The sequence below is a fragment of the Brenneria sp. g21c3 genome (genome assembly GCF_040240345.1).
Taxonomy (GTDB): Bacteria; Pseudomonadota; Gammaproteobacteria; order Enterobacterales; family Enterobacteriaceae; genus Brenneria.
On sequence record NZ_JBEIAB010000025.1, the window covers coordinates 34,972 to 59,331 of the forward strand.

The 24,360-nt window shown below is 55.6% G+C and carries 24 protein-coding genes; 7 read left to right on the top strand and 17 right to left on the bottom strand.

Annotated elements, in window-relative coordinates:
- Window positions 1-154: 154 nt before the first annotated feature.
- On the top strand, window positions 155-1,684 hold the full coding sequence (locus ABRZ28_RS22480; RefSeq protein ID WP_330521609.1) for a flavocytochrome c: 1,530 nt from the start codon (window positions 155-157) through the stop codon (window positions 1,682-1,684).
- Window positions 1,685-1,752: 68 nt separating this feature from the next.
- Here the strand turns inward: ABRZ28_RS22480 and araD are convergent, their stop codons facing one another.
- The 8 genes from araD to yiaK all read right to left on the bottom strand — a co-directional run bounded on the left by araD (window position 1,753) and on the right by yiaK (window position 9,582).
- Complete coding sequence (gene araD, locus ABRZ28_RS22485; RefSeq protein ID WP_330521610.1) at window positions 1,753-2,451, bottom strand: L-ribulose-5-phosphate 4-epimerase; 699 nt, start codon at window positions 2,449-2,451, stop codon at window positions 1,753-1,755.
- Complete coding sequence (locus tag ABRZ28_RS22490) at window positions 2,445-3,305, bottom strand: L-ribulose-5-phosphate 3-epimerase (RefSeq protein ID WP_319606444.1); 861 nt, start codon at window positions 3,303-3,305, stop codon at window positions 2,445-2,447. The genes araD and ABRZ28_RS22490 overlap by 7 nt, the downstream gene beginning before the upstream one ends.
- A complete protein-coding gene (gene ulaD / locus ABRZ28_RS22495) occupies window positions 3,302-3,961 on the bottom strand; it encodes a 3-keto-L-gulonate-6-phosphate decarboxylase UlaD (RefSeq protein ID WP_330521611.1) in 660 nt (219 codons plus the stop codon). The genes ABRZ28_RS22490 and ulaD overlap by 4 nt, the downstream gene beginning before the upstream one ends.
- Entirely contained in the window at window positions 3,958-5,469 is a 1,512-nt protein-coding gene (locus ABRZ28_RS22500; RefSeq protein ID WP_319606446.1) for an FGGY-family carbohydrate kinase, read from the bottom strand. The genes ulaD and ABRZ28_RS22500 overlap by 4 nt, the downstream gene beginning before the upstream one ends.
- Window positions 5,470-5,521: 52 nt before the next feature.
- A complete protein-coding gene (locus tag ABRZ28_RS22505; RefSeq protein WP_319606447.1) occupies window positions 5,522-6,841 on the bottom strand; it encodes an MFS transporter in 1,320 nt (439 codons plus the stop codon).
- A 164-nt stretch (window positions 6,842-7,005) separates the two neighbouring features.
- On the bottom strand, window positions 7,006-7,983 hold the full coding sequence (locus ABRZ28_RS22510; RefSeq protein ID WP_330521612.1) for a DUF4862 family protein: 978 nt from the start codon (window positions 7,981-7,983) through the stop codon (window positions 7,006-7,008).
- Between the two features lie 115 nt (window positions 7,984-8,098).
- The gene (locus tag ABRZ28_RS22515; RefSeq protein WP_330521613.1) at window positions 8,099-8,566 is read right to left on the bottom strand and encodes a NanQ anomerase/TabA/YiaL family protein; all 468 of its coding nucleotides are present in this window, start codon (window positions 8,564-8,566) and stop codon (window positions 8,099-8,101) included.
- A gap of 17 nt (window positions 8,567-8,583) precedes the next feature.
- Entirely contained in the window at window positions 8,584-9,582 is a 999-nt protein-coding gene (gene yiaK, locus ABRZ28_RS22520; RefSeq protein ID WP_319606450.1) for a 3-dehydro-L-gulonate 2-dehydrogenase, read from the bottom strand.
- Window positions 9,583-10,014: 432 nt separating this feature from the next.
- On the opposite strand from yiaK, the gene ABRZ28_RS22525 reads away from it, so the two are divergent.
- On the top strand, window positions 10,015-10,833 hold the full coding sequence (locus ABRZ28_RS22525; RefSeq protein ID WP_330521614.1) for an IclR family transcriptional regulator: 819 nt from the start codon (window positions 10,015-10,017) through the stop codon (window positions 10,831-10,833).
- A gap of 207 nt (window positions 10,834-11,040) precedes the next feature.
- On the opposite strand, the gene cpxP is transcribed toward ABRZ28_RS22525, so the two are convergent.
- Window positions 11,041-11,550, bottom strand: a complete 510-nt coding sequence (gene cpxP / locus ABRZ28_RS22530) for a cell-envelope stress modulator CpxP (protein WP_319606453.1) — start codon at window positions 11,548-11,550, stop codon at window positions 11,041-11,043.
- Between the two features lie 153 nt (window positions 11,551-11,703).
- On the opposite strand from cpxP, the gene cpxR reads away from it, so the two are divergent.
- From cpxR to ABRZ28_RS22550, 4 genes are all read left to right on the top strand, one after another.
- On the top strand, window positions 11,704-12,402 hold the full coding sequence (gene cpxR, locus ABRZ28_RS22535; protein ID WP_319606454.1) for an envelope stress response regulator transcription factor CpxR: 699 nt from the start codon (window positions 11,704-11,706) through the stop codon (window positions 12,400-12,402).
- Window positions 12,399-13,769, top strand: a complete 1,371-nt coding sequence (gene cpxA, locus ABRZ28_RS22540) for an envelope stress sensor histidine kinase CpxA (protein ID WP_319606455.1) — start codon at window positions 12,399-12,401, stop codon at window positions 13,767-13,769. Before cpxR ends, cpxA begins: the two co-directional genes overlap by 4 nt.
- A 182-nt stretch (window positions 13,770-13,951) precedes the next feature.
- Window positions 13,952-16,123 (top strand): PA5441 family protein, encoded by a 2,172-nt coding sequence (locus tag ABRZ28_RS22545; protein WP_330521615.1) that lies wholly within the window; start codon window positions 13,952-13,954, stop codon window positions 16,121-16,123.
- The gene (locus ABRZ28_RS22550) at window positions 16,093-16,839 is read left to right on the top strand and encodes a DUF3142 domain-containing protein (RefSeq protein ID WP_319606457.1); all 747 of its coding nucleotides are present in this window, start codon (window positions 16,093-16,095) and stop codon (window positions 16,837-16,839) included. Before ABRZ28_RS22545 ends, ABRZ28_RS22550 begins: the two co-directional genes overlap by 31 nt.
- A gap of 15 nt (window positions 16,840-16,854) precedes the next feature.
- Here ABRZ28_RS22550 and ABRZ28_RS22555 read toward each other — a convergent pair whose 3' ends face one another.
- Window positions 16,855-17,319 carry a tRNA (cytidine(34)-2'-O)-methyltransferase gene (locus ABRZ28_RS22555; protein WP_319606458.1) on the bottom strand — a complete coding sequence of 155 codons (465 nt, stop codon included), beginning with the start codon at window positions 17,317-17,319 and terminating at the stop codon, window positions 16,855-16,857.
- A 214-nt stretch (window positions 17,320-17,533) separates the two neighbouring features.
- Here ABRZ28_RS22555 and ABRZ28_RS22560 point away from each other — a divergent pair, with 214 nt between their 5' ends.
- A complete protein-coding gene (locus tag ABRZ28_RS22560; protein ID WP_319606459.1) occupies window positions 17,534-17,818 on the top strand; it encodes a hypothetical protein in 285 nt (94 codons plus the stop codon).
- Between the two features lie 29 nt (window positions 17,819-17,847).
- On the opposite strand, the gene ABRZ28_RS22565 is transcribed toward ABRZ28_RS22560, so the two are convergent.
- The 7 genes from ABRZ28_RS22565 to ABRZ28_RS22595 all read right to left on the bottom strand — a co-directional run.
- Window positions 17,848-18,804, bottom strand: coding sequence for an AEC family transporter (locus tag ABRZ28_RS22565; RefSeq protein ID WP_330521616.1), 957 nt, complete (start codon window positions 18,802-18,804; stop codon window positions 17,848-17,850).
- A 56-nt stretch (window positions 18,805-18,860) separates the two neighbouring features.
- On the bottom strand, window positions 18,861-19,610 hold the full coding sequence (gene ugpQ, locus ABRZ28_RS22570) for a glycerophosphodiester phosphodiesterase (protein WP_319606461.1): 750 nt from the start codon (window positions 19,608-19,610) through the stop codon (window positions 18,861-18,863).
- On the bottom strand, window positions 19,610-20,683 hold the full coding sequence (locus ABRZ28_RS22575) for a sn-glycerol-3-phosphate import ATP-binding protein UgpC (RefSeq protein WP_330521618.1): 1,074 nt from the start codon (window positions 20,681-20,683) through the stop codon (window positions 19,610-19,612). The genes ugpQ and ABRZ28_RS22575 overlap by 1 nt, the downstream gene beginning before the upstream one ends.
- A 30-nt stretch (window positions 20,684-20,713) precedes the next feature.
- Entirely contained in the window at window positions 20,714-21,559 is an 846-nt protein-coding gene (gene ugpE, locus ABRZ28_RS22580; RefSeq protein ID WP_330521619.1) for a sn-glycerol-3-phosphate ABC transporter permease UgpE, read from the bottom strand.
- Window positions 21,556-22,443 carry a sn-glycerol-3-phosphate ABC transporter permease UgpA gene (gene ugpA / locus ABRZ28_RS22585; protein WP_319606464.1) on the bottom strand — a complete coding sequence of 296 codons (888 nt, stop codon included), beginning with the start codon at window positions 22,441-22,443 and terminating at the stop codon, window positions 21,556-21,558. The genes ugpE and ugpA overlap by 4 nt, the downstream gene beginning before the upstream one ends.
- 75 nt (window positions 22,444-22,518) lie before the next feature.
- Window positions 22,519-23,820 carry a sn-glycerol-3-phosphate ABC transporter substrate-binding protein UgpB gene (gene ugpB, locus ABRZ28_RS22590; protein ID WP_330521620.1) on the bottom strand — a complete coding sequence of 434 codons (1,302 nt, stop codon included), beginning with the start codon at window positions 23,818-23,820 and terminating at the stop codon, window positions 22,519-22,521.
- A gap of 289 nt (window positions 23,821-24,109) precedes the next feature.
- Window positions 24,110-24,360 (bottom strand): T6SS phospholipase effector Tle1-like catalytic domain-containing protein (locus ABRZ28_RS22595; RefSeq protein ID WP_330521621.1); only part of this gene is annotated, 251 nt, incomplete at its 5' end.

Below are 24,360 nucleotides of genomic sequence, written 5' to 3' on the forward strand. Positions count from 1 at the left end.
GTGCGAGTGGATTCACGTTTAACCCTTATATTTTGTGTTGGAATACAAACAGGTGCTTAGTCTTGCATTCATCACCTGCCTCATTATTAGCACTACCCCGAGTACCTTCCGCTTTTTATTGTGATTTATGGTTTCTGGACATGGAGACAATCCAATGAGCAACAAACCAACGCATGATCAGAAGAGTCGTCGTCGTTTTCTGCAATCAACCGGCATCGTTATCGGTGCGCTGGGGGGAATGGCGCTTTCCCGGTCAGCGCAGGCGGCGCCTGTCCCTGCGCCTATACCGGAGAAGTGGGATACCACGGTGGATGTTCTGGTTGTCGGTACCGGATTCGCCGGTCTGGCGGCCGCCATTGAGGCGCGCAACGGTCAGGCAAGCGTGCTGGTGATAGATAAAATGCCGCTATTGGGCGGGAATTCGGTACTGAACGGCGGCGATCTTTCCGCTGCCGGCTCCAAAATGCAAAAAGAGCAGGGCATCCAGGATTCGCCCGAATTGATGTATCAGGACATGATGAAAGCGGGTAGCTGGCTCAATTACCCGGAGCTTGCCAGAACGGTGGCCGACCATTCGGTGGAAGCGCTGGAATGGGCGCAGAGTATCGGCGCGGAGTTTAACGTCGTCAACTATCACGGCGGCCACTCCGTGAAGCGGGCGCATCAACTGGTGCAGCGCTCCGGTTCCGGTTTAATCATGAAACAGCAGCAGAAAGCCAAGGAGCTGGGGGCGGTTATCGAGCTGAGAACCAAGCTTCTGCGGCTGATTGTCGATCGGGACGGCGGCGTGGTCGGCGCGGAGGTCAGGCGGCGCTACCGGTTCCCGGATGAAGCCTCCGGCGATGTCGCCTACATTCGCGCCACCAAGGGCGTGGTGCTGGCGTCCGGCGGCTTTGCCCAGGGCGTGGCGTTGCGCCAGATGTACGATCCCAGACTGACCGAGGCGTTCACTTCGACCAACCATCCGGGCGCGACCGGCGAGGCGATTATGGCGGCCTGTATGATTGGCGCGCTGGATACCCAGATGGACTGGATCCAATTGGGGCCGTGGACCAGCCCCGATGAGCAGGGATTCGGCTATGTCCCGCAGTTTGTCGAGCGCATCGTCGGCTATGGTCTGATGGTTGATCCCGCCAACGGGAAACGCTTTTTTAAAGAAACGGGTAACCGGAAAGAGCGCGCCGATGCGATTATTCAACTGGGGCATCCTGCCGTTATCGTGGCGGATAAGCGCAATACCGACAATATGGTTGATCCCGGACAACTGGCGGGCGCATTAAAGAACGGATCGTTAAAAGCGTACAACACGCTGGAAGAGGTGGCGAAAGCGTACGATATGCCGGTCGCGGCGTTCGTCGAGCAGGTTAACCGCTGGAACGGATTCGTCAGCCAGCAAAACGACCCCGATCTCGGCTGCATGATTTTCAAGGATGCGGTGCCGAACGTCACGCCGCCGTTTTACGCGGCGCGCTTGTGGCCGCGGGTACACCACACCATGGGCGGTCTGGCGATCAACAAGGATGCTCAGGTCATCGGCTTCGATCTGAAACCGATCCCCCATCTGTATGCCGCCGGCGAAACCGTCGGCGGCGTGCATGGCGCGGTCAGGCTCGGCAGCGTCGCCATGACCGACTGCATCGTCTTCGGCCGTATCGCCGGGAAAAACGCCGCGCTAAGCGTTTGATAGAAAACAGCAGCGGCTACTTGGCCGCTGCTTGCACTGTGTGGGGATTGGAGAAACCGTCAGGTTAATTAATTTTGTCCGTAATAGGCGTGAGCGCCGTGTTTGCGTAAGTAGTGTTTATCCAGCAGCGAAGTCTGCATGTCACGAAGCCCCGGCATAAGCTGGCGCGCGAAAATCCCCATATAGGCGCATTCTTCCAGCACCACCGCATTGTGTACGGCGTCGGCGGCGCTTTTACCCCAGGCAAAAGGCCCATGGGAATTGACCAGCACCGCCGGCACCTGAAGAGGATCGATATCGCGATTGACAAAGGTTTCGATAATGACCTCGCCCGTAGCCTGTTCATACCGTCCGGCAATCTCCCGATCGGTCATCAGCCGTGTGCAGGGAATCGAGCCGTAAAAATAGTCGGCGTGCGTTGTTCCCCAGGCGGGAAGATCAAGTCCGGCCTGCGACCAGATGGTGGCATGCCGCGAGTGGGTATGCACGATGCCGCCAATGCCGTCAAAACGTTGATAAAGCGCTAAGTGAGTTGCGGTATCGGAAGACGGTTTTTTATTTCCTTCGATCACCGCTCCGCTGGTCAGTTCGACAACAACCATATCATCAAGATTCATGTCATCATATTCGACGCCGGAGGGTTTGATCACCACCAGACCCTGCTGACGGTCAATCGCGCTGACATTGCCCCAGGTGAAAGTTACCAGATGGTGTTTGGGCAAGGCCAGATTGGCGTCTAATACCTGTTGTTTCAGTTGTTCTAACATAGCAATCCTCCTTCCCGCATACGGTCTTCAATCCATTTACGGGCGTTGATGATTTCCAGCACGGGTTCGCCGGCTTTCTCTGTCCACATTTCAATCAGGAATGCGCCGCGATAATTCAGATTTTTTAAATTCCGGAAGAGGCCGACAAAGTCAACGCAGCCTTGCCCAAAGGGTACGTCGCGAAACTGGCCTTTGGATGTGGCGGTTACCGGATATGTGTCTTTTAGATGGATGGCGGCAATTCGATCGATCCCCAGCGCTAATTCTTGCGGAATGTCATTGCCCCAGGCGCTTAGATTGCCGATATCCGGATAGACGCTAAACCAGGGGGAGGAAAGCTGGCGATCCCATTCTTTCCATTTGGTGATGGAATTCATGAAGGCCGTATCCATGATTTCGACCGCCAGCATAACCTGTGCGGCGGCGGCTTTGTCGACCGCCCACGCCAGCCCATCGGCAAAGCGCTGACGTGTGCCGCTATCCTGCTCTTCATAGTAGACGTCGTAACCTGCCAGTTGAATCGTGCGGATGCCGAGATCGCGAGCCAACTGAATCGCCTGTAGCATGATCTCGCGCGCACGCTCGCGGATAGCCTCGTCATGGCTGCCAAAGGGGAATCGGCGATGGGCGGACAGGCACATGGAAGGAATGGTGACGCCGCTTTCCAGAATCGCCGCCACCAACGATGCCCGCTGCGTCGTGCTCCAGGCTAACCGGGAGAGGCGTTCATCCGTTTCATCAACAGACATTTCAACAAAGTCGAAACCACAGCTTTTGGCCAGCGCCAGTCGTTCCGGCCAGCTTAGTGATTTAGGCAGGGCTTTTTCATAAATACCAAGCGGGTGATGTCTCATGCGCGTTTACCCCAGATAGCATCTATTTGCTGGTGGAATGCGCTGGCGACGGCGGCCGGATTTTCGGCGTCGGCAAGCGCGCGCCCGGCAATAAACGACTGGACGGAAATGTCCTTAAATAACGGCAGGTCGGCAGGGGTGATACCGCCGGTGATGGATAATTTGATCCCCAGTTCCGTCAGGGCGGCCATGGTTTTCAGGTCATCCTGACTCCAGTTCTGACCACTCGCCTGCGCATCGCGTCCCCGGTGATAAATCGCCTGTTTTACGCCCAGATTGCTCCATGCTTGCGCATCATCCAGCGTCCAGCGTCCGAACAGCTCGATCTGGATCTCGCCGCCGTATTGTGAGGCGACATCCTGCGCTCTGGCGACGGTGGCGATAGGGGCGGCGCATATCACGGTCATCCAGTTTGCGCCGGCGGAAAATGCCTGTTTTGCCAACGTTTCACCCGCATCGGCGACTTTTAAGTCGGCGACGATAATGTGCTCCGGACACTGTTCCCGTAGCTTACGAACGGCAGTCAGCCCCTCCGAGACACAGAGAATGGTGCCCGCCTCGATAATATCGACATGCTTTTTGAGTTTTGCCACGGTCAATAACGCGGCGTCCAGATCCGTATGATCCAGTGCCAGTTGTAGCAATGGTCGGCTCATGATTGATCACTCCTTGCGGGGGTAAGGGAGGCGCACCGGGCGTGATACCCCTGTAACGCTTCAATGAGATACTGATAATGAGATAACTTTCTTTGGTAAGCGGCCTGCGCGCCGGGATCCGGCGCAATGGTTTGCGATGCGGGTTGCAACTGACGTTGCGCCTCGGTAAAGCTGGCGTAAACGCCGCTGCCGACCAGGGCCGCCAGCGCCGCGCCCAGACAACCGGTTTCTTCTACCTGGGGCAATTCAACCGGTAACCCGCTGACGTCGGCCAGAATTTGCATCCATACCCGTGAATGGGCGGGGCCACCCGTGACGCGCAGCGTATCAACCTGTTGAAAACGTTCACGCATGCGTTTCAGGTGCGTCATATGGCTGAAAATAACGCCTTCATAAACGGCCTGTAGCAAATGCTCCCGGCGGTGGAGCGACTGCAAGCCATAAAACCCGGCGGTCATCTCCAGACCGGCGTTACTACCGTAAAGAAACGGTAGAAACATCACCTCGCTATCCGCTTTGGGCAGGCTGGCGACGGCATGGTTAATCTCGTTGAAATCCGTCATTCCCCACTGGCGGGTTAGCCATTCCAGATTGGCCGATGAGGTCGGGCTGGCCTCGTGAACGATGTAGCGCCCGGCTTCGGCATAGCGCCCGTAAACATAAGGATGGGGTTCATGCGCGCGTATTTCGGTGGCAATGCCGCTGGTCACCGCCCAGGTTCCCATCACGGCGTTTAATGTTGATTCATCATGTAAGCCGGCGCATAGCGCAGTGGAAACCACGTCAAACAATCCGCCGACGACCGGCGTTCCTGCCGTCAGACCGGTGAGCGCGGCCACCTGCGGGGTGACTTCCCCACATATTTGTGCGGAGCCGACGATAGGCGGCAGGGCGGGAATGATATCGCTAATGCCAAGCAGAGCCGCCAGCTTCGGTTCATAGGCGCCTTTATCCATGTGATAAAGATTGGATTCGGAAATATTGGTTTCTTCGCAGCCCCGTTGGCCGGTAAGGCAAAAGCGTAAATAATCATGCGCCATCATGACGGAGCCAATCTGCCGATAGCGTTCTGGCTGATGCTGTTTAATCCAGCGAAGTAGCGTGACGGGATGCCCAGTCCACAAGGTTTGCCGCGTGAGAGGATAAAGCTGTTGCGGTATACGGTCTTGCTGCCAGTGGTGGACGATATCCATCGCCCGGCGGTCTGAGGATAAGATGCCACGGCCTAATGGCCTGTGCTGTTTATCCAACAAAAATAGTCCTTTGCCCTGAGCGGAAATGCCGATCGCTTTGATTTGACGGCCTTTGACCCGACACCGTTGTAACGCGGCGGCGATCGTTTCCGCGCAGGCGGTCCATAACTGGCCCATATCGCGTTCGGCCCAGCCGGGATGATCGCTGATAACCGGCAGTGGCTGGCGGCTAATGCCTTGTTCCCGCCCCTGGCTGTCATAGAGCCCGGCCTTTAGGTAAGTGCCGCCACAGTCGATACCTAACCAATATTCCATTTTTGTCACCTTCGCTGGTGGCCGCACACGCCGCGGCCACGCTATTAATCACTTAGAATGTGGTTCGTTTCGTTTGTAGTTGAGGACGGGATACCGGCTGTTGGTCGCATTTCCCCGGCAGAAGCAGCGCCAGGATGGCGGCGATAGCCAGCGAAATAGACAGGCAATAAACGCCCGCATCTTTGTTGTAATGGGTGATCAGCAGGCCGACGGCGTAAGGGCCGCAGAATCCGCCCAGATTACCGAGCGCGTTGATCACGCCACGGGCGCCGCCCGCCATTTCAGCGCTGAACAGTTTGGCGGGAATCGTCCAGAATACCCCGGCGGCGGCTTGCAGGAAGACGCCGCAACCCACCAGGGCGGCATAAGACCACCAAATATGCTGTTTCAGCGTGACGGACAGGAACATGCAAAGAGCAAAACCGAATAACGGCAGGAAAACGAACAGCTTGCGCTTGCCTGTCCGGTCAGATAGCAGCGAAACGATGTACATGCCCAGCATGGCGCCGACGAAAGGCAGGATGGCCAGCATCCCTACCTTTTCCATGCCGGTATTGGTGAGTTCTTTCAGAATGGTGGGCAGCCACAGGGTGTAGCCATAAATGCCGGTTTGATAGAAAAAGTTGAGCGTGATGAGTTGCCATATGGTGCGATCGGACAAGACCGCGGAGAGCGACGCGTTTTTCACGGCCTTTTCGGCAATAGCGAGTTGTTCTCTCTCCAGCGTGGCGATCAGCCAGTTTTTTTCCGCGTCGGATATCCAACGCGCTTCCTGAGGGCGATCGCTGACGGCGTACATCCATAAAATCAGCACAAAAGCCGATAACAACCCTTCAATGATAAACAGCCAGCGCCAGTCCAGCACGGAGATAATCCAGCCGGACAGCGGGGCCGTTATCATCCCGGCGATTGGAACGAACATAATGACGATGGCATTGGCCCGTCCCCGTTCCTCATCGGGAAACCAGTTGCTGATCATGGTCAGCACCACAGGCAACATCCCGCCTTCGGCCACGCCAAGCGCAAAGCGTAACGCCAATAGCTGATATTGATTTGTTACCAGGCCGGTCAGGATGGAAATAACCGCCCAGGCCACCAGCGACCAGCCGATAAATTTCTTGCCGCTGCCGTGTACGGCGATTTTCCCGCCGGGAACTTGCAGGAATAAATAACCAATGAAGAAAATACCGCCCGCCAGACCTGCCATGGATGCGGTAATGCCCAGTTCAGCATCCATACCGCCCGGCATGGCGAACGCGATATTAACGCGGTCCATATAAGAGATAATACATGTGATCAGGATTGGCGGGATAATTCTCAGCCAACGCTGATTAGGAATAGTCGTTTGTAGGGTACTTGAGTTTATGTTCATTTTACGTCATGCCTTAATCATTATTATTAAAATATCTTTCACGATAACGTGAAGAATTTTTCTTTCTGCAAGACAGAAAGGGCACTCTGTGAAACTGATGTCAGAAGATTAATAAAAAATTTTATAGAAATAGCGTTTGTTAATTATTGTCGTCTTTTTTGTTCTTATTCATCAGGCTGGCTTTTTAATAATGCATTAATGCCGTCTTCGATAATGGCGATACGGTGTTGCACATCGGCGTCAGGATCGATCTCCAGTAGTTTTATGCCTGCGAAACTTAAGCTGGATAACGGCGCCTGTCGGAATAATTCCCCGGCGGCCTCAACGGTCATTAAAGACGCCGGACAAGCGGCTTTTGCATGCGGAAAGGGCGCAAATGGCGCATGTAGATCCTGCCATTCGCCATAAGGACCGTTGCGCGTGGTGCCGGAGAACATCAGCGCTTTGAGCAAGCCCGCCTTCCGACTTTGTTGTACATGTTCGAGCGGCGTAGCGGTATTCTGCGTTTCTATCGCCGAGCGCGCCCAGTTGACGGCTATTCCCGCGCGGGTTTTGGCCTGCGCATTAATGCTGGTTAAAATCAGTATTTCTTCGCGCAACGGCAGAAAACCTTTGCGCGGCTGGATGCCATTCATTGCATCGCAGTGCTCGATGATGATTTCACAAGGCCAGTCCCAGCTCAGCAGTTCCTGTAGTGAGCGCTGGAAGCTGGCTGCCGCTGCGACGACATCGGTTGATTTCGCCAACGGCGCCGCCTGTAGCTCAAGGGCGATCACTTTTTTCTTGCCGAAGCGATCGTTGGTGCGATTGATTTTATTCAGCACATGGCGATAGTAAGCCAGGCTGGCCTGACGCTGCTCTTCATCTTCCGATGCCAGACCAAATGCGGGGTTTTGACCGCGGCGGCGCATCGTTTCCATCACCCCGGTTACGACTATCTCCCATTTTTGCGGCACATGTTTAAATAGAAAATCATCACCATAGGGATGCAGATCGGTCAGGCAGGGTTGTTCAATGCCGCGGATATGCGGCATATCGGATAATTTACGCCAGAACTCTATTTCCATCGCTTCATCTTTCTGGTGGAAACTGGGCGCACACGGATAGGCGCCGACAATAAAGGCGATTTCTTTGTCAGACATGTTTTACTCCATTTTTCTTTCGGCAATACCTTATTACCGATATGGAATTTATAGCCTGTTCCCTTTTTAAGCCGTCTGGGTTAAGCAGACCGGCAGGAATGGGCATTCAGATAAATTAATTGATTTCCGTTAATGCAACTTTCACTACAATTTTTCTTATCTTTGATGCCTGATGATAAATACAGGCCGGTCGATGCACATCCTGTGGGAAAAATATTGCATAGCTACCGGGGGTCATGATTAACGGTGATTCATTTTCCATATCATGATAGAAAATAATATCCCGCTCCTCTAATAATGATTCAGCAATAATGTTGTTACCTGTATCGGAAGCAAAACCAATAATCTCTTCACCACTGGCCAGAAACTGAATGTCAATATAACGACGATGAACCTCAGGATGATTATTTTCTTTCGCCTGTGTTTCCAGATCCAGAATTTGCGCGTAAATCTTACGACCATCAATTTCCACTACGCCGGTCGGTAGCAGGCTAAAATCGGTGGTCCGCAGGAATTCAATACCGCGCTGGATCGCCTGCGGTAGCGCGCATGGATTGCTATGAGTAATGTGTCCGCTGATCATCAGAGCGTTCCTCTCTGTTAAAGTGAGCGAATTCTTTGCCAAACGCTGTCGTCAACCGTGATGCCGTTGCGACGATTATCTGCCAGCAGTTGCGTGAATTCATGGCCGGGCAGTCGGATGGCGACATCGGGATCGGCGCGTTCGGCGCTTTTCACATAATCGACAATACGTTGCAATTTGGCATCCCGGCTATCGCCGTCAATCAGCTTATCTACTTCAATGGCAATGAAGATTTGAGAAATACCGTATTCATCCGTGTTGTCCTCAGTGACTTCGGCGACTGAAGCGCCGTCAGACAGCAGGGTGGCGATCATGTCCAGCACAATGGATAAGCCGGAACCTTTCCAGTAACCCATGGGTAAAATGCGGCGGTTTTTTTCTATGATGCCCGGTTCTCTGGTCAGGTTGCCGTCGTCATCAAAACCCCCGTCGACGGGTAACGCTCTCCCGGCCAGACGATTCACTTCCAGCATACCGTAAGAAAACATCGACATGGACATGTCCACCATCGTGATGGGGTTGCCTGGAATCGCCACGATTAAGGGGTTGGTACCGATGCGGCACTCTTTGGCTCCCCACGGCGGCATCACCGCGATGGAATTTGTCCAGCAGATGCCGATGTAGCCTTTTTCCGCCGCCTGCCAGCCGTAGCTGCCGCCGCGCATCCAGTGATTGGCGTTACGCAACGCAACCAAGCCGATGCCGTGTTGGTCCGCGAGCTCAATGGCGCGGTCCATCATTTGTTTTGCCGTCAAGTTACCGATGGCGCGATGGGCGTCCCACTGTTCTATCGCTCCCAGCGCCTGTACCCTTGTCGCTTTGGCGTCCGGGATAATATCGCCATTTTCCAACTGCTGGATAAACCGCGGGAAGCGGTTCACGCCGTGGGAATAAACACCGGACTCCGTCGTCTGGGCAAACATTGTTGCGCAGGCGAATGCCGTTTCTGCCGCGATACCACGTGCTATCAACACGCGTTCAAATTCTTGTCTTAACTGTTCAAAGGTGACTTTCATCGGATTCTCCTGAAGCACGTTCCCTGTGCTGTATTTTTTTTGTTCTCTATATTTCACTATGTGATATCTGATTTCAAAAAAAATAATACAGGCCATTTTTTTACAAGTCAAAGACACTGTGTTTTAAAAAAAATAGTAATATCAATGTGTTGTTAAAATACTTTCATTAGTGTGATAGAGGACACAAATCCATGTACGCCGAGTCACGGATGTTTTAAAGGAGAATGACAGCGGGGGGCGGGGCGAGATATACCTGTCTTTGCTATATTACCGAGCGCATTTTTTCTCAGGTTGGAGCGGTTCATGGATACGGCGTAAAAGAGATAGCAGAGAAAAATCAAGGCATCACGTTCGTGCGAGTATTGCTTATCGCTGAACCTCACTTTAGGTTAACCTTTCGCGATGACCGTTCAATAACGGGGGGATAAAATAATGAAAGATACGGAACTTGCCAAAGAGAAACCTGCTGGAAGCCAAAGCCTTTTTCGTGGACTCCAGCTCATTGAGATCCTCAGTAATTATCCGAACGGCTGCCCGTTGGCCCACCTTTCAGAACTGGCGCAGTTAAATAAAAGTACCGTGCATCGGTTATTGCAGGGGCTGCAATCTTGCGGCTATGTGACGCCGGCGCCCGCAGCGGGTAGCTACCGTTTAACCACCAAATTTATCGCCGTTGGCCAAAAGGCGCTTTCCTCTCTCAATATTATTCATGTCGCCGCGCCGCATCTGGAGGCATTGAATCTTACCACCGGTGAAACCGTCAATTTTTCCAGTCGGGAAAACGATCACGCCATCATGATTTACAAACTGGAACCGACCACCGGTATGCTGCGCACCCGCGCTTATATTGGTCAGCATATGTCGTTGTACTGTTCGGCAATGGGCAAAATTTTTATGGCTTATGGTCAGCCTGATTACATTGCCGACTATTGGCTAAGTCATCAGGATGAAATCAAACCGCTGACGCGCAATACGATTACCGATCTTCAGGCGATGTATAAGGAACTTGAGCAGATTCGTGCGTCAGGCATGGCGATGGACCGGGAAGAAAACGAGCTGGGCGTGTCCTGTATTGCGGTTCCGGTGTTTGATATTCATCAGCGTGTCGGCTATTCCATTTCTATTTCTCTTTCTACTGTCAAATTGCAGCAGATTGGTGAGGAGACGCTGCTTAAACCGTTAAAAGCAACGGCCGAGGCAATCTCCAAGGAGTTAGGATTCTCAACCCGCGACCTTATTAATCCTCTTTGAGCCGCTATCCCAAAAGCGGCTATCCACACCGGCCTAAAACGGCCGTTTCTTGACCGCTTGCCATCGCTTACTCTCGGTTTTTTAATGGGGTATCTGAAAAACCGCCAAAAAAAAGCCCTCCATCATGGAGGGCAAAAGACAGGGATGGTGTCTATGGCAAGGAAAACAGGGTGTATCTACTACAGGGTATTACTCGGACTACTCACACTACTCAGGGTTACCCGGCGATGTCCGGCTAGGCGCAGACATCTGATTAAACATTGACATCTGTTGCTGCATCTCTTTCATGCGCTGCTGATGTTTTTGCGCCAAAATGTTTTTCTGCTCAGTCGTCAGCAGGTTATACATCTGGTTGCGTACCCGGCTCATTTGAACCTGCCGCTCAATCTGCACTTGCATCATCTTGGTTATCTGCGTGCGGACGGCCGCTTCGTCAAACTGGTTCGCGATAATCAACTTATGCATGGCTTCAACATCTTCAGCATTAAACTCTGGCGCATCCTGACGGCCCTGATACATTAAATCGCGCATTTGCTGCCGTTGTTGCTCGCTTAACTTCACACCGTCGAACATCCCATGCTGACCGGAAAAGGGTTTCGTGGCAGAGTCGTTGTGATGCCATCCACTTACAGACACACCTTCAATCCCTGCTGCAAATGCAGTGAAAGAACCCAGCATCAGCAGTGAAGCAAGAGATAACGTTGTGACTTGCGGCATCAATGACTCCCTGGTCTGGTGTGCTGTTTTGTGAATCAATGGAGATGAGTCTAATCGTCTTGCTGCAAACATGCGTCAGAGGATGTAAAACTACGTAAAGTCATGGAATAGCGGTAATCTATGACGTATTTTGCCCTTGGAGGTAGAAAAACCATGAACAAGATCCTGTTGGTTGATGACGATAGAGAGCTAACGTCTTTATTGAAAGAATTGCTCGAAATGGAAGGATTTAACGTCGTTGTCGCCTACGATGGCGAACAAGCGTTAAGCATATTGGACGGCAGCGTTGACCTGCTATTGTTGGATGTCATGATGCCGAAGAAAAACGGCATTGATACGTTGAAGGAATTGCGCCAGCAGCATCAGACCCCGGTGATCATGTTAACGGCGCGCGGCAGCGAACTGGATCGCGTTCTCGGTCTGGAATTGGGCGCGGATGATTATTTGCCGAAGCCGTTTAACGACCGTGAACTGGTGGCGCGCATTCGAGCCATTTTGCGGCGATCGAATTGGACGGATCAGCAACAGTCCGGTGATAACGGCGCGCCGACGCTGGAAGTCGACGGATTGCGGCTTAATCCCGGCCGGCAGGAGGCCAGTTTCGATGAAACCGTGCTGGATCTGACCGGCACCGAATTTACGCTGCTGTATCTGCTGGCGCAGCGGCTGGGCCAGGTTGTGTCGCGCGAGCACCTGAGCCAGGAAGTGCTGGGAAAACGGCTGACGCCTTTTGACCGCGCCATTGATATGCATATCTCTAACCTGCGTCGTAAATTACCCGAGCGAAAAGACGGTTTGCCGTGGTTTAAAACGCTGCGCGGGCGAGGTTACCTGATGGTGTCCGCTGCATGATCAATAGCTTGACCGCGCGTATTTTCGCGATTTTCTGGCTGACGCTGGCGCTGGTTCTCATGCTGGTACTGATGGTGCCCAAGCTGGATTCCCGCCAGTTGACGGCGCTGCTGGAAAGCGAGCAGCGGCAAGGGATTATGCTGGAGCAACATATTGAGGCCGATCTGGCGGCGACCCCGGCCAATGATTTACGCTGGTGGTTGCGGTTATTCTGGGTGATTGAAAAATGGGCGCCGCCGGGGCAGCGTCTTCTGTTGGTGACCAGCGAAGGGCGGGTGCTCGGCGCGCAGAAAAATGAAACGCAAATTGTGCGTAATTTTATCGGCCTGTCCGATAATGCCGACCACCCGCAAAAGAAAAAATACGGCCGTGTTGAATTGCTGGGGCCGTTTTCTATCCGCGATGGTGAAGATAATTACCAGCTTTACCTGATCCGTCCGGCCAGCAGTTTGCAGTCGGATTTTATTAACCTGCTGTTTGATAGACCTTTATTGCTGTTGGTCTTCACGATGTTGATCAGTTCGCCGCTGTTGTTATGGCTGGCCTGGAGTTTGGCTAAACCGGCCCGTAAGCTGAAAAACGCGGCGGACGAAGTGGCGCGAGGCAGCCTGCGTCAACATCCTGAGCTGGAAGCCGGACCGCAGGAGTTTCTGGCGACCGGGGTCAGTTTTAACCAGATGGTCAGCGCGTTGGAGCGGATGGTCACGGCGCAACAGCGGCTGTTATCCGATATTTCCCACGAGCTGCGAACCCCGCTCACCCGCCTGCAACTGGCGACCGCATTGCTGCGCAGGCGTCAGGGCGAAGGCAATGAGCTAAACCGCATTGAGACTGAAACGCAGCGGCTGGACAGCATGATCAACGACCTGTTGGTTCTGTCGCGCACCCAGCATAAGAATGAGCTTACCCGTGAATTTATCCGTGCCGATGAACTGTGGAACGACGTATTGGATGACGCTCGTTTTGAAGCCGAGCAAATGGGTAAAACGCTGGAAGTGCCTTATCCGCCGGGGCCTTGGACGCTATATGGCAACCCCTCCGCGCTTGATAGCGCGCTGGAAAATATCGTCCGCAACGCGCTGCGCTATTCCCACCATCACATTGAAGTCGCTTTCTCCGTTGATAATCAGGGCATTACCATCAAAGTGGATGATGACGGCCCTGGCGTTAGCCCGGAAGACCGGGAGCAAATTTTCCGGCCGTTTTACCGTACGGATGAAGCCCGCGATCGGGCATCGGGCGGCACCGGGTTAGGGCTGGCCATCGTGGAAACGGCGATTTCGCAGCATAAAGGCTGGGTGAAAGCGGAAGATAGCCCGCTGGGTGGATTACGCCTGGTTATCTGGTTACCATTACATCAAAGATAAACGACATTAACGTCATTCTTTTCGGCTTTATCCTCTCCGGGGGCGGCATAGCGGCCCCCGCTGCATCTTTCTGATCCCATGTATTGGCGTTGGAACAGAGTGATATTCAGGGTGATAGTGAAACCATAGCCAATCGGCGACATCAATACGGCTTAGAAATTCATGCCTACAGGAATATGTACATGAAAGGATTAACTTTGCTGGCGGGTCTGCTGACCACCTTCTTTAGCTGCCACGCTTTCAGTTCCACCGACGGTATTTGTGGTTTTTCCGATGCTGAATGCGGAATGCCGGCCTTTCCTTACCTTTTGCCTGATAACGATACCCGAACCAATTTGATGCTGCTCCAGAGCAGTCGCAAACACATTGCCCTGCCTGTGCCGCAGCCGCTTCCCGACCAGACGCGCTCGCGCATCGATCCGTTTACCGCCTATCGCGTCATGGGGCTGGCGGCGACGGAGGGGCCGGAGCCGTCGACGGACGATGGCTCGACGCAAGCCGTAGCCGGCACGCTCTTGGAGAAAGCCCGGCGCTTGCAGTTATCGCCGGCGGTACAGGAAAAATTCGCGACGCTGACTGCTAACGATGGCGAAGGACGGCAAATCTCCAACGACCTCTCGACGGTCGAGGATTTTTTTGATGTGCTGCTGGCCGACCAGACGCTAACCGATGTTCAGCGCACATCGCTTGCGCTGGCGCGTTTAATTATTCTGTCCCCGGATTACTCGCCGTCTTCGTTATCGAGCGAGCTTGACCGCCTGCCGGATGAAGGACATGCCGGCGAGCTCAAGCGCTATCTGATCGATACGCAGGCTTTTTATCAGGGGGAATTCAGGCTGGCGAACAATGGTTTTCAGGCGCTGACGCAGGCCGGGCAAGCGTGGGTCGCCGAAACATCAGGCTACATGCTGATTCGTGTGGCGATTAACGCCGCGATGCAATCCGCGCTGGACGAATACAATATGTTCGATGCCGCCAAAGCCGACAAAAACTGGGCCTCGTCCGCCATTCAGCGTATTGACGACTATCTGAAACAGTATCCGCGGGGCCTCTACGCCGAGTCCGCGCAGGGCCTTTATCGACGGGCATATTGGATCCTCGGCGATCTGAACGCGTTACCCAAAATTTATCAACAGGTGCTGGATCGAACCGACAATGCCGGCGATCTACAGGCATTAAGCGATGAAATCGACGACAAGCTGCTGGAGCGGGAAACCTTTACCGCCGCGCCGGATAGTCCGCTGTTGGCGCTGGTGCAGGATCTTAAACGGCTGCGCGCGACGCGCGACGGCGGGGGGCGTTTCCCGGCATTGTCCGCCGAAGAGCTGGCGACTCAGCAAGCCTTGTTTGAGCGGGCGGGAATGCAAAACGAATTTCACTATCTACAGACCGCCTGGCAGTTTTATCGGCAGAAAGATTATGCGGCGGTGGTGAATGGCGTTGAGCCGACGCACGAGCGGGATCTGACCGATACCACGCGTTTTAGTCTGCAAGTGTTGCGCGGTCAGGCGCTTGAACATCTGGCGCGCTGGGATGAGGCGGAAATGCACTGGCGTCGCCTGTTAAGCCTGGAAACCGGCTATACCCAGCAACAGTACCTGCAACTGGCATTGGCTGAAACGCTGGCGAAAGCCGGTCATCCGGAAAAAATATTCACCGCCGATAGCCCGGTTAAAAACCTGCGCTTTCGTTCCGCGGTATTGAAAGTCAGCGCCGACGCCGATCTGCTTCGTCAGCAAACGGGCCCGCAGCAGACTCACGAAGAACGGGCCATTGCCCTGCATACGCTGCTGACCAAATCGCTGACGCATGCGGACTATGCCGCTTATCTGCAAGATAGCGTGCGCAGAAAAGACATTCCGCCGTTGGAGAATGCGGAAAACATGGACTGGAGCCTCGATAGTCTGGCCGTTTTCGACTGGGACGGCGGCGATACCGAAGCCGGCTACCAGTGTCCGGCGCTGCAAAGCGTGGTGAGCACGCTGAATCAGCGGCCGAACGACGCGCGGGCCATTAACTGCCTCGGCGAATTCTTCCTGCGAACCGGCGATATCGTCGGCTTTGACTGGGGAGAGAGCAATATGCTGGATGAGTTAATCAACGCGCCGACGCAGTTCAAGGGGCCGGAATATAACCGGTTGGATGGCTATCTGCGGGTTATCGCCGACCCTGCCGCGCCGCCGGAAGATAAAAGCTATGCGCTTTATCGTGCGGTGTACTGCTATGCGCCCAGCGGTTTTAACGACTGCGGCGAACAGGATATCAGTAAAGCCACGCGCAAGGCCTGGTTCACCCAGTTGAAAACCGAGTTTAAAGGCAGCCTGTGGGCAAACAAGCTCAAATATTACTGGTAACCCGGATAATACTTCTGGCCTGGCCGTTATGGAGCGGCGCGGCGCAGGCCGAGAGCGTCAATGCCGCGCAATATCAGGCTTTCTGGCTATGGGCGGCGGTTAAGCCGCAGCCGGCGCTGCATCACGCCCAGACGCTCTATTTGCATCAGGGCGAGATCGCCCGTCGTCAGGGGCGGGTGGTCTTCCTACGTCAGGGGATCCCCGCCAGCAAACTGCGCGTTCCCCATCTGTGGCTGTCTTACCGGCTGACGACGCTGTCGTTGTCTGATGAGCACCTCAGACGCATGCTGAAGCTACAGGAGAGCTGGCGTCGGCACGGTAATCGGGTCAGGGGAATTCAGCTGGATTTTGACGCCGAAAGCCGTCAACTGGCGGAGTATGCGGTTTTTTTACAGCAATTGCGCGCCAGGCTGCCGGATGACTGCCGTCTCAGCATTACCGGATTGCTCGACTGGTCAAAAACCGGAGACGTAGCCGAGCTGAACCGGCTGCGCGGCAGCATTGATGAACTGGTGATCCAAACCTATCAGGGGCGCGCCACGGTGACCAACTACGCCGACTATCTGCCGGCGTTGAAAAAGCTGACGATCCCTTTTCGGCTGGGACTGGTGCAGCACGGCAAGTGGGACAGCGTCTGGCAGCAGCGTCTGGCGGCCTCCCCCTACTATCGGGGCGAAGTCGTTTTTCTGGTTAATCCCCTGCGGAAAAAACCTTAGCCGCCGGCGGCAATATCAGGTTCGTCCCCCAAAGCCGTTCTGCCGCCAGGCTTCATAGCTGATGATGGCGACGGCGTTGGACAGGTTGAGGCTGCGGCACTCCGGCTGCATGGGAATACGGATGCGGAAATCCGGCGCAAAGCCGTCGCGGATTTCATTCGGCAGACCCGCGGTTTCCGAACCGAACAGCAGCACATCGCCAGGCTGATAGTCCGGCCGATCGTAAGGGCGGCTGCCTTTGGTGGTACAGGCGAAAATCCGTTGTCCGGCGACCGCGGCCAGAAAATCCTGATAATTTTTATGGCGGTTGACGTTGGCGAGATCGTGATAATCCAGCCCGGCCCGGCGCAGCTTCTTCTCTTCAAAATCAAAGCCCAGCGGTTCAATCAGATGCAGCGTGCAGCCGTTATTGGCGGCCAGACGGATAATATTGCCGGTGTTCGGGGCTATTTGTGGCTCATAGAGCGCAATATGAAACATGAGGTAACTTCAATCGCAAAGAAAAATTCCGCCGCAGTATATAACATTCCCGGCGGGTGACCCAAAGCCTGACGGAGACGCAATGCAGATAACTCTGCACGACGTTTCCGCTGACAGCGATTACACTTCTTAACGGCGGCGATGACATTCGCGGGAATGCAGGCGGCGCCGAATAGATAGACGGTTTGGCGCATTCCGCGCCGTGGAGGACCGAATGAAACACGCAATCAAACTGACGGGATTATCGCTTGCCTTATTATCGCTGCCGCTGGTCACGCTGGCCGACGCCGTGAAGGCGCCATCGGCGCAACAGCAGCAGTATGAAAACGGCATCAATAGTCAGAAGCAGTTGCAACAACGTATGCAGCAAAATCAACAATTGCAGAAGCAACAGCTGAACCAGCAATTACAGCAGCGCAATAGCCAGCTACAGCAACAGCAAAAACAGCAGTTACAGCAGGAAAAACAACGCGCGCAGCAAAAGGCGCTGCCGCAGTAACGGGCGTGCTGACGTCCCTGTTCGCGCCGCTATAAGCGTACGCCCATCAGGGTCAGGATCAGCGGAGTGGTCAATGCGGCCAGCACCGTCGACATCAGCAGACTGGAGGCGACCGGGCCGCCCAGTACGTTGAACTGACGCGACATCAGATACACGTTCACGCCGACCGCCATCGACCCCAGCAACACCACCGCCCGCGTTTCCATTTCCGGCAGACCGATCGCCGCCGCGATGCCCCAGATCACCAACGGCTGCACCAGCAGTTTGATGGCGCAAATGGCGCTGCTGATTCGCCAGCCGTCGCGGATCTGGTATTCCGCCAGCCCCATTCCCAGCGCGATCAGCGATAGCGGCATGGCAATCTGTCCCAGCATGCTCAGCGGCTGGTCGACGTAAGACGGCAGAGTCAGGCCGGTCAGGCTGAACGCCGTGCCGGAAAGAATGCCGATGATCAGCGGATTTTTCAGCACGCCCAGCGCGGTTTTGGTAAAACCCCGGAGCGAAGGCGCGCCGTTGCGCGCCCACTCCACCGAGACCGTCACCAGCGTCCAGAGGATCAGCCCGTTAAACACCACCACCAGCGCGACGGAAGGTATCGCTTCTTCCCCCAGCATCAGCGTGGCGAGCGGCAGGCCGAGCAGGACGGTATTGGAAAAGATACCGCTCAGCGCAAAAATGGATCCGGAAACGCCATCCAGATGAAAAATTTTGCGCGACACAATGCGGCCCAGAATGAAGACCACCAGACAACTGCCGAAAAAAGCGATCAATAGCCGGGCGTCGACGACAGGACGTTTGGAAAAATCGCTCATCAGGCGGAATAACATGGCGGGCAGCGCCACCGAAAAGACAAAGCGGCTCATGCCATCGGTAACGGTGGTCGGCCATTTTCCATAACGGATCAGCGCGTAACCGAGGGCGATCAAAACAAACAGCGGTAAAGAGAGGGAAATCTGGTGCCAGAGGGAAACAATAAATGCGAGCATCGCACCACTTCCTTAATCAACCGGCACCTTGAGATCCATATAACAGCAGACAGATTTCAGCCGGCAGCAAAATCTGGTCCGATTAAATCTATCCGGTCGGTACAGATGCAGTCAACGCCCCAATCGAGCAGCGTTTTCGCCCGCGCCGGCTGATTGACGGTATAAACCAGGATTTTCAGCCCGGCGGCCTGCAATAACGCCGCCCGCTCCGCCGTCAGCAACTGATGGTTAAGGTGGAGGGAAACGCACCCTAAGCGCTGCGCCAGCGATTGCCAGTCGTCATTCCATTCATCCAGCAGCAGGCCGCGCGGCAGTTCGGGCGCCGCTTGGCGGGCCGCTTCCAGCGACGTCGGCGAAAAGGAAGACAGCAACGGCGCAATGGGGTGATCCTGCCATAACCGGCGCGCCGCCAGGGCGACCAGACGTCCGGTTTCCTGCTCGCGGCCCGTGGTGGGTTTAATTTCAATATTGGCCGCCATGCCGTACTGTTTACAGCGCTTGGCGACTTCCGCCAACAGCGGCAGCCGTTCGCCGGCAAATTTGTCGCCGTACCAACTGCCGGCGTCCAGCGTGACCAGTTTATCCCATGGCTGGTCGCCGGCGATCCCCCAGCCGTTGCTGGTGCGTTCCAGTGTGTCGTCATGCAGTAAAAAGATCTGCCCGTCCTGCGACAGTTTGGCGTCGAACTCGATCATCCTGTGACCAAACCCGGCGCCGACATCAATCGCCGCCAGCGTATTTTCCGGCGCCAGAGAACCGCCGCCGCGATGGGCGACGATTGACGGATAAGGCCATTGCGTTACCATTATTCCACCCGTAATCCGCTTTGCGAATCAAACCAATGCCATGATGACTCCGGCAGATGCAGTCGGAGCGTTGAGCCCGCCGCCGGGCAATGCTCGTAGGAGAGACGAACGATCACCTTTTGCGTCCCCCATTGTCCGTGCGCCAGATTGTCCGCGCCCAGCAGCTCCAGCGTCGAAACCCGCAGCGGAATGCCGCCGGCCTCGCTTGCCGCCAGTTGAATATGCTCCGGCCTGACCCCCAGCGTCAACTCGCGTCCGCGCCATTGCGGTTTGGCGGTCGTCAGCGGCAGAGCCGCATCGCCGTCTAGCTCAAAGCGACAGCCGTCGGCGCTGATCCTGCCCGACCACAGGTTCATGGCGGGCGAGCCGATAAAACTGGCGACAAACAGCGATGCCGGGCGACGATAAATCTCCGCCGGCGCGCCAATCTGTTCGGCCACGCCTTTATTCATCACGATGACGCGCTGCGCCAGCGTCATCGCCTCTACCTGATCGTGCGTGACGTAAAGGCTGGTGGTGTTCAGGCGCCGATGCAACTGCTGCAATTCCAGCCGCATCTGTACCCGCAGTTTGGCGTCCAGGTTTGACAGCGGTTCGTCAAAGAGAAAGACCGCGGGCTCGCGTACGATGGCGCGTCCCATCGCCACCCGCTGACGCTGCCCGCCCGATAACTCGCGCGGTTTGCGCGCCAGCAGCGGCGCCAGCTCAAGGATGCGCGCCGCTTCGTCCACCCGCTGGCGAATTTGCGTTTTACCGAAGCCGCGGATTTTCAGCCCGTAGGCCATATTGTCATATACGCTCATATGGGGATACAGCGCGTAGTTCTGGAACACCATCGCAATGCCGCGATCTTTGGGCTCCAGATCGGTCACCCGTTGGTTATCGATATAAATATCGCCGCCGGTGGCTTGTTCCAGCCCGGCGACCATGCGCAGCAGGGTGGATTTGCCGCAGCCGGACGGCCCGACCATCACCACAAACTCGCCGTCGGCGACATCGAGATCGATGGGGCGGATCACCTGGGTTTTGCCGTCGTAGGATTTACTGACGGCCTGAAGTTTTAAACATGCCATAAAAAACGTCCCGTGGGTTTTGCAACGCCGCTATTTTTCACTGTCGACCAGACCGCGCACGAACCAGCGCTGCATCAGCAGCACCACCAGCAGGGGCGGCAGCATGGTCAGCAGCATCGCCGCCATCACCTGATTCCACTGCGTCGCCCCGTCGCCGGAGGCGATCATGCTTTTGATCCCGGCCACCGCGGTGCCGAGATTGGCATCGGTGATAATCAGCAGCGGCCACAGATACTGGTTCCAGCCGTAGATAAAGGTGATGACGAACAGCGCCGCCAGATTGGTTTTCGACAGCGGCAGCACGATATCGAAAAAGAAGCGCAGCGGACCGGCGCCGTCGATGCGCGCCGCCTCCAGCAGCTCATGCGGCAGCGTCATAAAAAACTGCCGGAACAGAAACGTCGCCGTGGCAGACGCCATCAGCGGCAGCGTCAGCCCGGCGTAGCTGTCCATCATCTCCAGCCGGGCGATCACCTCCACCGTGGGGAAGATACGCACCTCCACCGGCAGCATCAGCGTCAGGAAGATCATCCAGAAAAACAGGCCGCGCAGCGGAAAGCGGAAATAGACGATGGCGTAGGCGGACAATATCGACACCGTGATTTTGCCTACGGTAATCGCCAGCGCCATCACAAAGCTGTTCAGCAGCATCAGCCAGAAGGGCGTGACGCTGTTGCCGGCGCCGTGCAGCCAGATATGGCGCAGATTTTCCCACAGGTGCGCGCCGGGGATCAGCGTCATCGGCGCCTGAAATACCTGTTGATCGTCCAGCGTGGCGGCGACGAACCCGACGTACAGCGGGAACAGCACCGCGGCGATGCCGACAATCAGCATCAGGTGGCTGAAGATATCCAGTCCGCGTCGGTTCTCAATCATTGGTAGTTCACCCTCCGTTCGACAAAGCGGAACTGAATCACCGTCAACCCGATAACCAGCAGCATCAGCACCACCGACTGGGCGGCGGAGCTGGAGAGATCCAGCCCGGCAAAGCCTTCGCGGTAAATTTTGTAGATAAGCGTGGTGGTGGACTGAACCGGGCCGCCGGCGGTGGCGGCGTCGATGATGGGGAAGGTATCGAAGAACGCGTACACCAGATTGATGACCAGCAGGAAAAAGCTTACCGGCGAGATCAGCGGCAGCACCAAATTGAAGAAGCGGCGCACCGGGCCGGCGCCGTCAATCGCCGCCGCTTCGATCAGCGAGCGGGGGATGGACTGCAACGCCGCCAGAAAAAACAGGAAGTTATAGCTAATCTGTTTCCAGACCGACGCCAGCACCACCAGAAACATCGCCTGGCCGCTGTTTTGCGCGTGGTTCCATGAGTACCCCAGCAGGCCGAGAAAGTGGGTGATCAGCCCCAGACCGGGGTTGAATAGAAACATCCACAGCACCGCCGCCACCGCCGGCGCGACGGCGTAGGGCAGAATAATCAGCGTCTGATACAGACGGCTGGCGCGAATAACATAGTCCACCAGCGCCGCCAGAAACAGGGAGATCAGCAGGCCGAATCCCGCCACCAGAAAACTGAAGGTCAGCGTGGTGTAAAAGGAGTCGAGATAGTAGGGGTTATCCAGCAGTTGTCTGAAATTTTCCATACCGACGAATTCGCTGGATAGCCCGAACGGATCGAGACTTTGCACCGAATACCACAGCGCCTGACCTGCCGGCCAGAGGAAAAAAATCGCGGTAATCAGTAGCTGAGGCAGCACCAGCACATAGGGCAACCAGCTACGGTTAAAAACGGGACGGGATGATGTCATGCGCGAACTCATTAATACTTGCGCCAGGGGACGGGCCGCTTCCCTGCGGCCCGATACGGCGCATTGCCGACAGGGTTATTTCGTTGACTGCTCGAAGCGACGCAGCAGGGCGTTGCCGCGCGCAACGGCGCTGTCCAGCGCCTGCTGCGGGGTTTTCTTACCCGTCCACACGCTTTCCAGCTCTTCGTCCACCACGGTACGGATCTGCGGCATATTGCCCAGGCGCAGCCCTTTGGTGAACGGCAGCGGCGGCTTGTTCAGCATCTGGCGTGTGGCGATATCCGCGCCCGGATTCTTCTCGTAGAAACCCTGCTTTTGCGTCAGTTCATACGCGGCCTGGGTGATGGGTAGATAACCGGTTTTCTGATGCCATTCGGCGGCGATTTCCGGCTGCGCCAGGAACTGCATAAATTCAGCGACGCCTTTATAGGTGGCGGCGTCTTTGCCGTTCAGCACCCACAGGCTGGCCCCGCCGATAATGGCGTTCTGCGGCGCGCCCTGCGCGTCGGCGTCATACGGCATCATGCCTACGCCGTAGTCGAATTTGGCGTGCTGGCGGATATCCGCCAGCGAACCGGACGAGGCGGTGGTGATGGCGCAGTCGCCGTTGTAGAACTTCTCGGTCGGTTCATCCTTGCGCCCGAAATAGGTGAAACTCCCTTGCTTATTCATATCCTGCAAGCGCTGAATATGTTTGACCTGTGTCGGCTGGTTGAATTCCAGCACCGCGTCGCTGCCGTCGAAGCCGTTGTTTTTGCTGGCCACCGGCAGGCCGTGCCAGGCGCTGAAGTTTTCAATCTGAATCCAGCCCTGCCAGCCGCTGGCATAACCGCATTTCAGGCCCGCCGCGCGCAGTTTGGCGGTGTACTCGGCCAGTTGCTGCCAGGTTTTCGGCGGCTGCTCCGGGTCTAAGCCGGCTTTTTTAAACGCGTCTTTGTTGTAGTACAGCACCGGCGTGGAGCTGTTAAAGGGCTGGGATAATAGCTGACCGCTTTTGGCGTCGGTGTAATAACCGGAGACGGTGGGGACGAAAATCGACTCATCAAAATGGATGCCGGCGTCTTTAAACACTTCATACACCGGTTTGATGGCTTTGCTGGCCATCATGGTGGCGGTGCCTACTTCATAAACCTGCAAGATCGCCGGCGCGTTGCCGGCGCGATAGGCGGCGATGCCGGCGGCCAGATTCTGTTCGTAGTTGCCTTTATAGATCGGGACGATTTTCACGTCGCTGTGGGACTGGTTAAAACGGTCCGCCAGTGAATTGACCTCGACGCCTAACGCCCCTTCCATCGAGTGCCAGAAGGGGATCTCGGTAACGGCCAGCGCATTGGCGCTGTAAGCCAATGCGAGTGTGGCGCATGCCACTGTTTTCATGACACGTACCTGACGAAATAGCGGATTAAGCATGCTTGTCTCCTGGAATTTGGGCTGCGAGCGTTTTTTTATTCGCGAGGTAACATGACATGCGTTCATGACGGAAAAATAACGGATAAATGACGTCAGGATGACAGGGCGGTGAAGGCCTGTCTGTTGAGACCACTAAATTGATAGCGCGAAGACGCGTATTCAGTGTCGTTCAGGTGCGGCGTACGCAAGGCGTGCCGACGGCGTTATACATTCGTTCTTCGCGTCGGCACAGCCCTAATCCCGCTAAAATAGGCCGTCAGCCCTGCCGCGGATTGCGTACCAGCGGCGCAATGCCGTGCGCCGCCCACACCGCCGCCGCCCTTTCCTGCGCGTAGGCCAGCCGTTTCTCCTGCGCCACTTTCTGCTGCCCGCGGATAACCGTCCCCGGTTCCCGGGTAAATGCCCGCAGTTCGTCCGCCTCCGGCCGCATCGGCAACGCCTTGCCGCTCAGAATGTCTCCCGCTATCGCCTCCAGCTTCAGCGCCCCCGCCGTCCCCGCTATCCCCA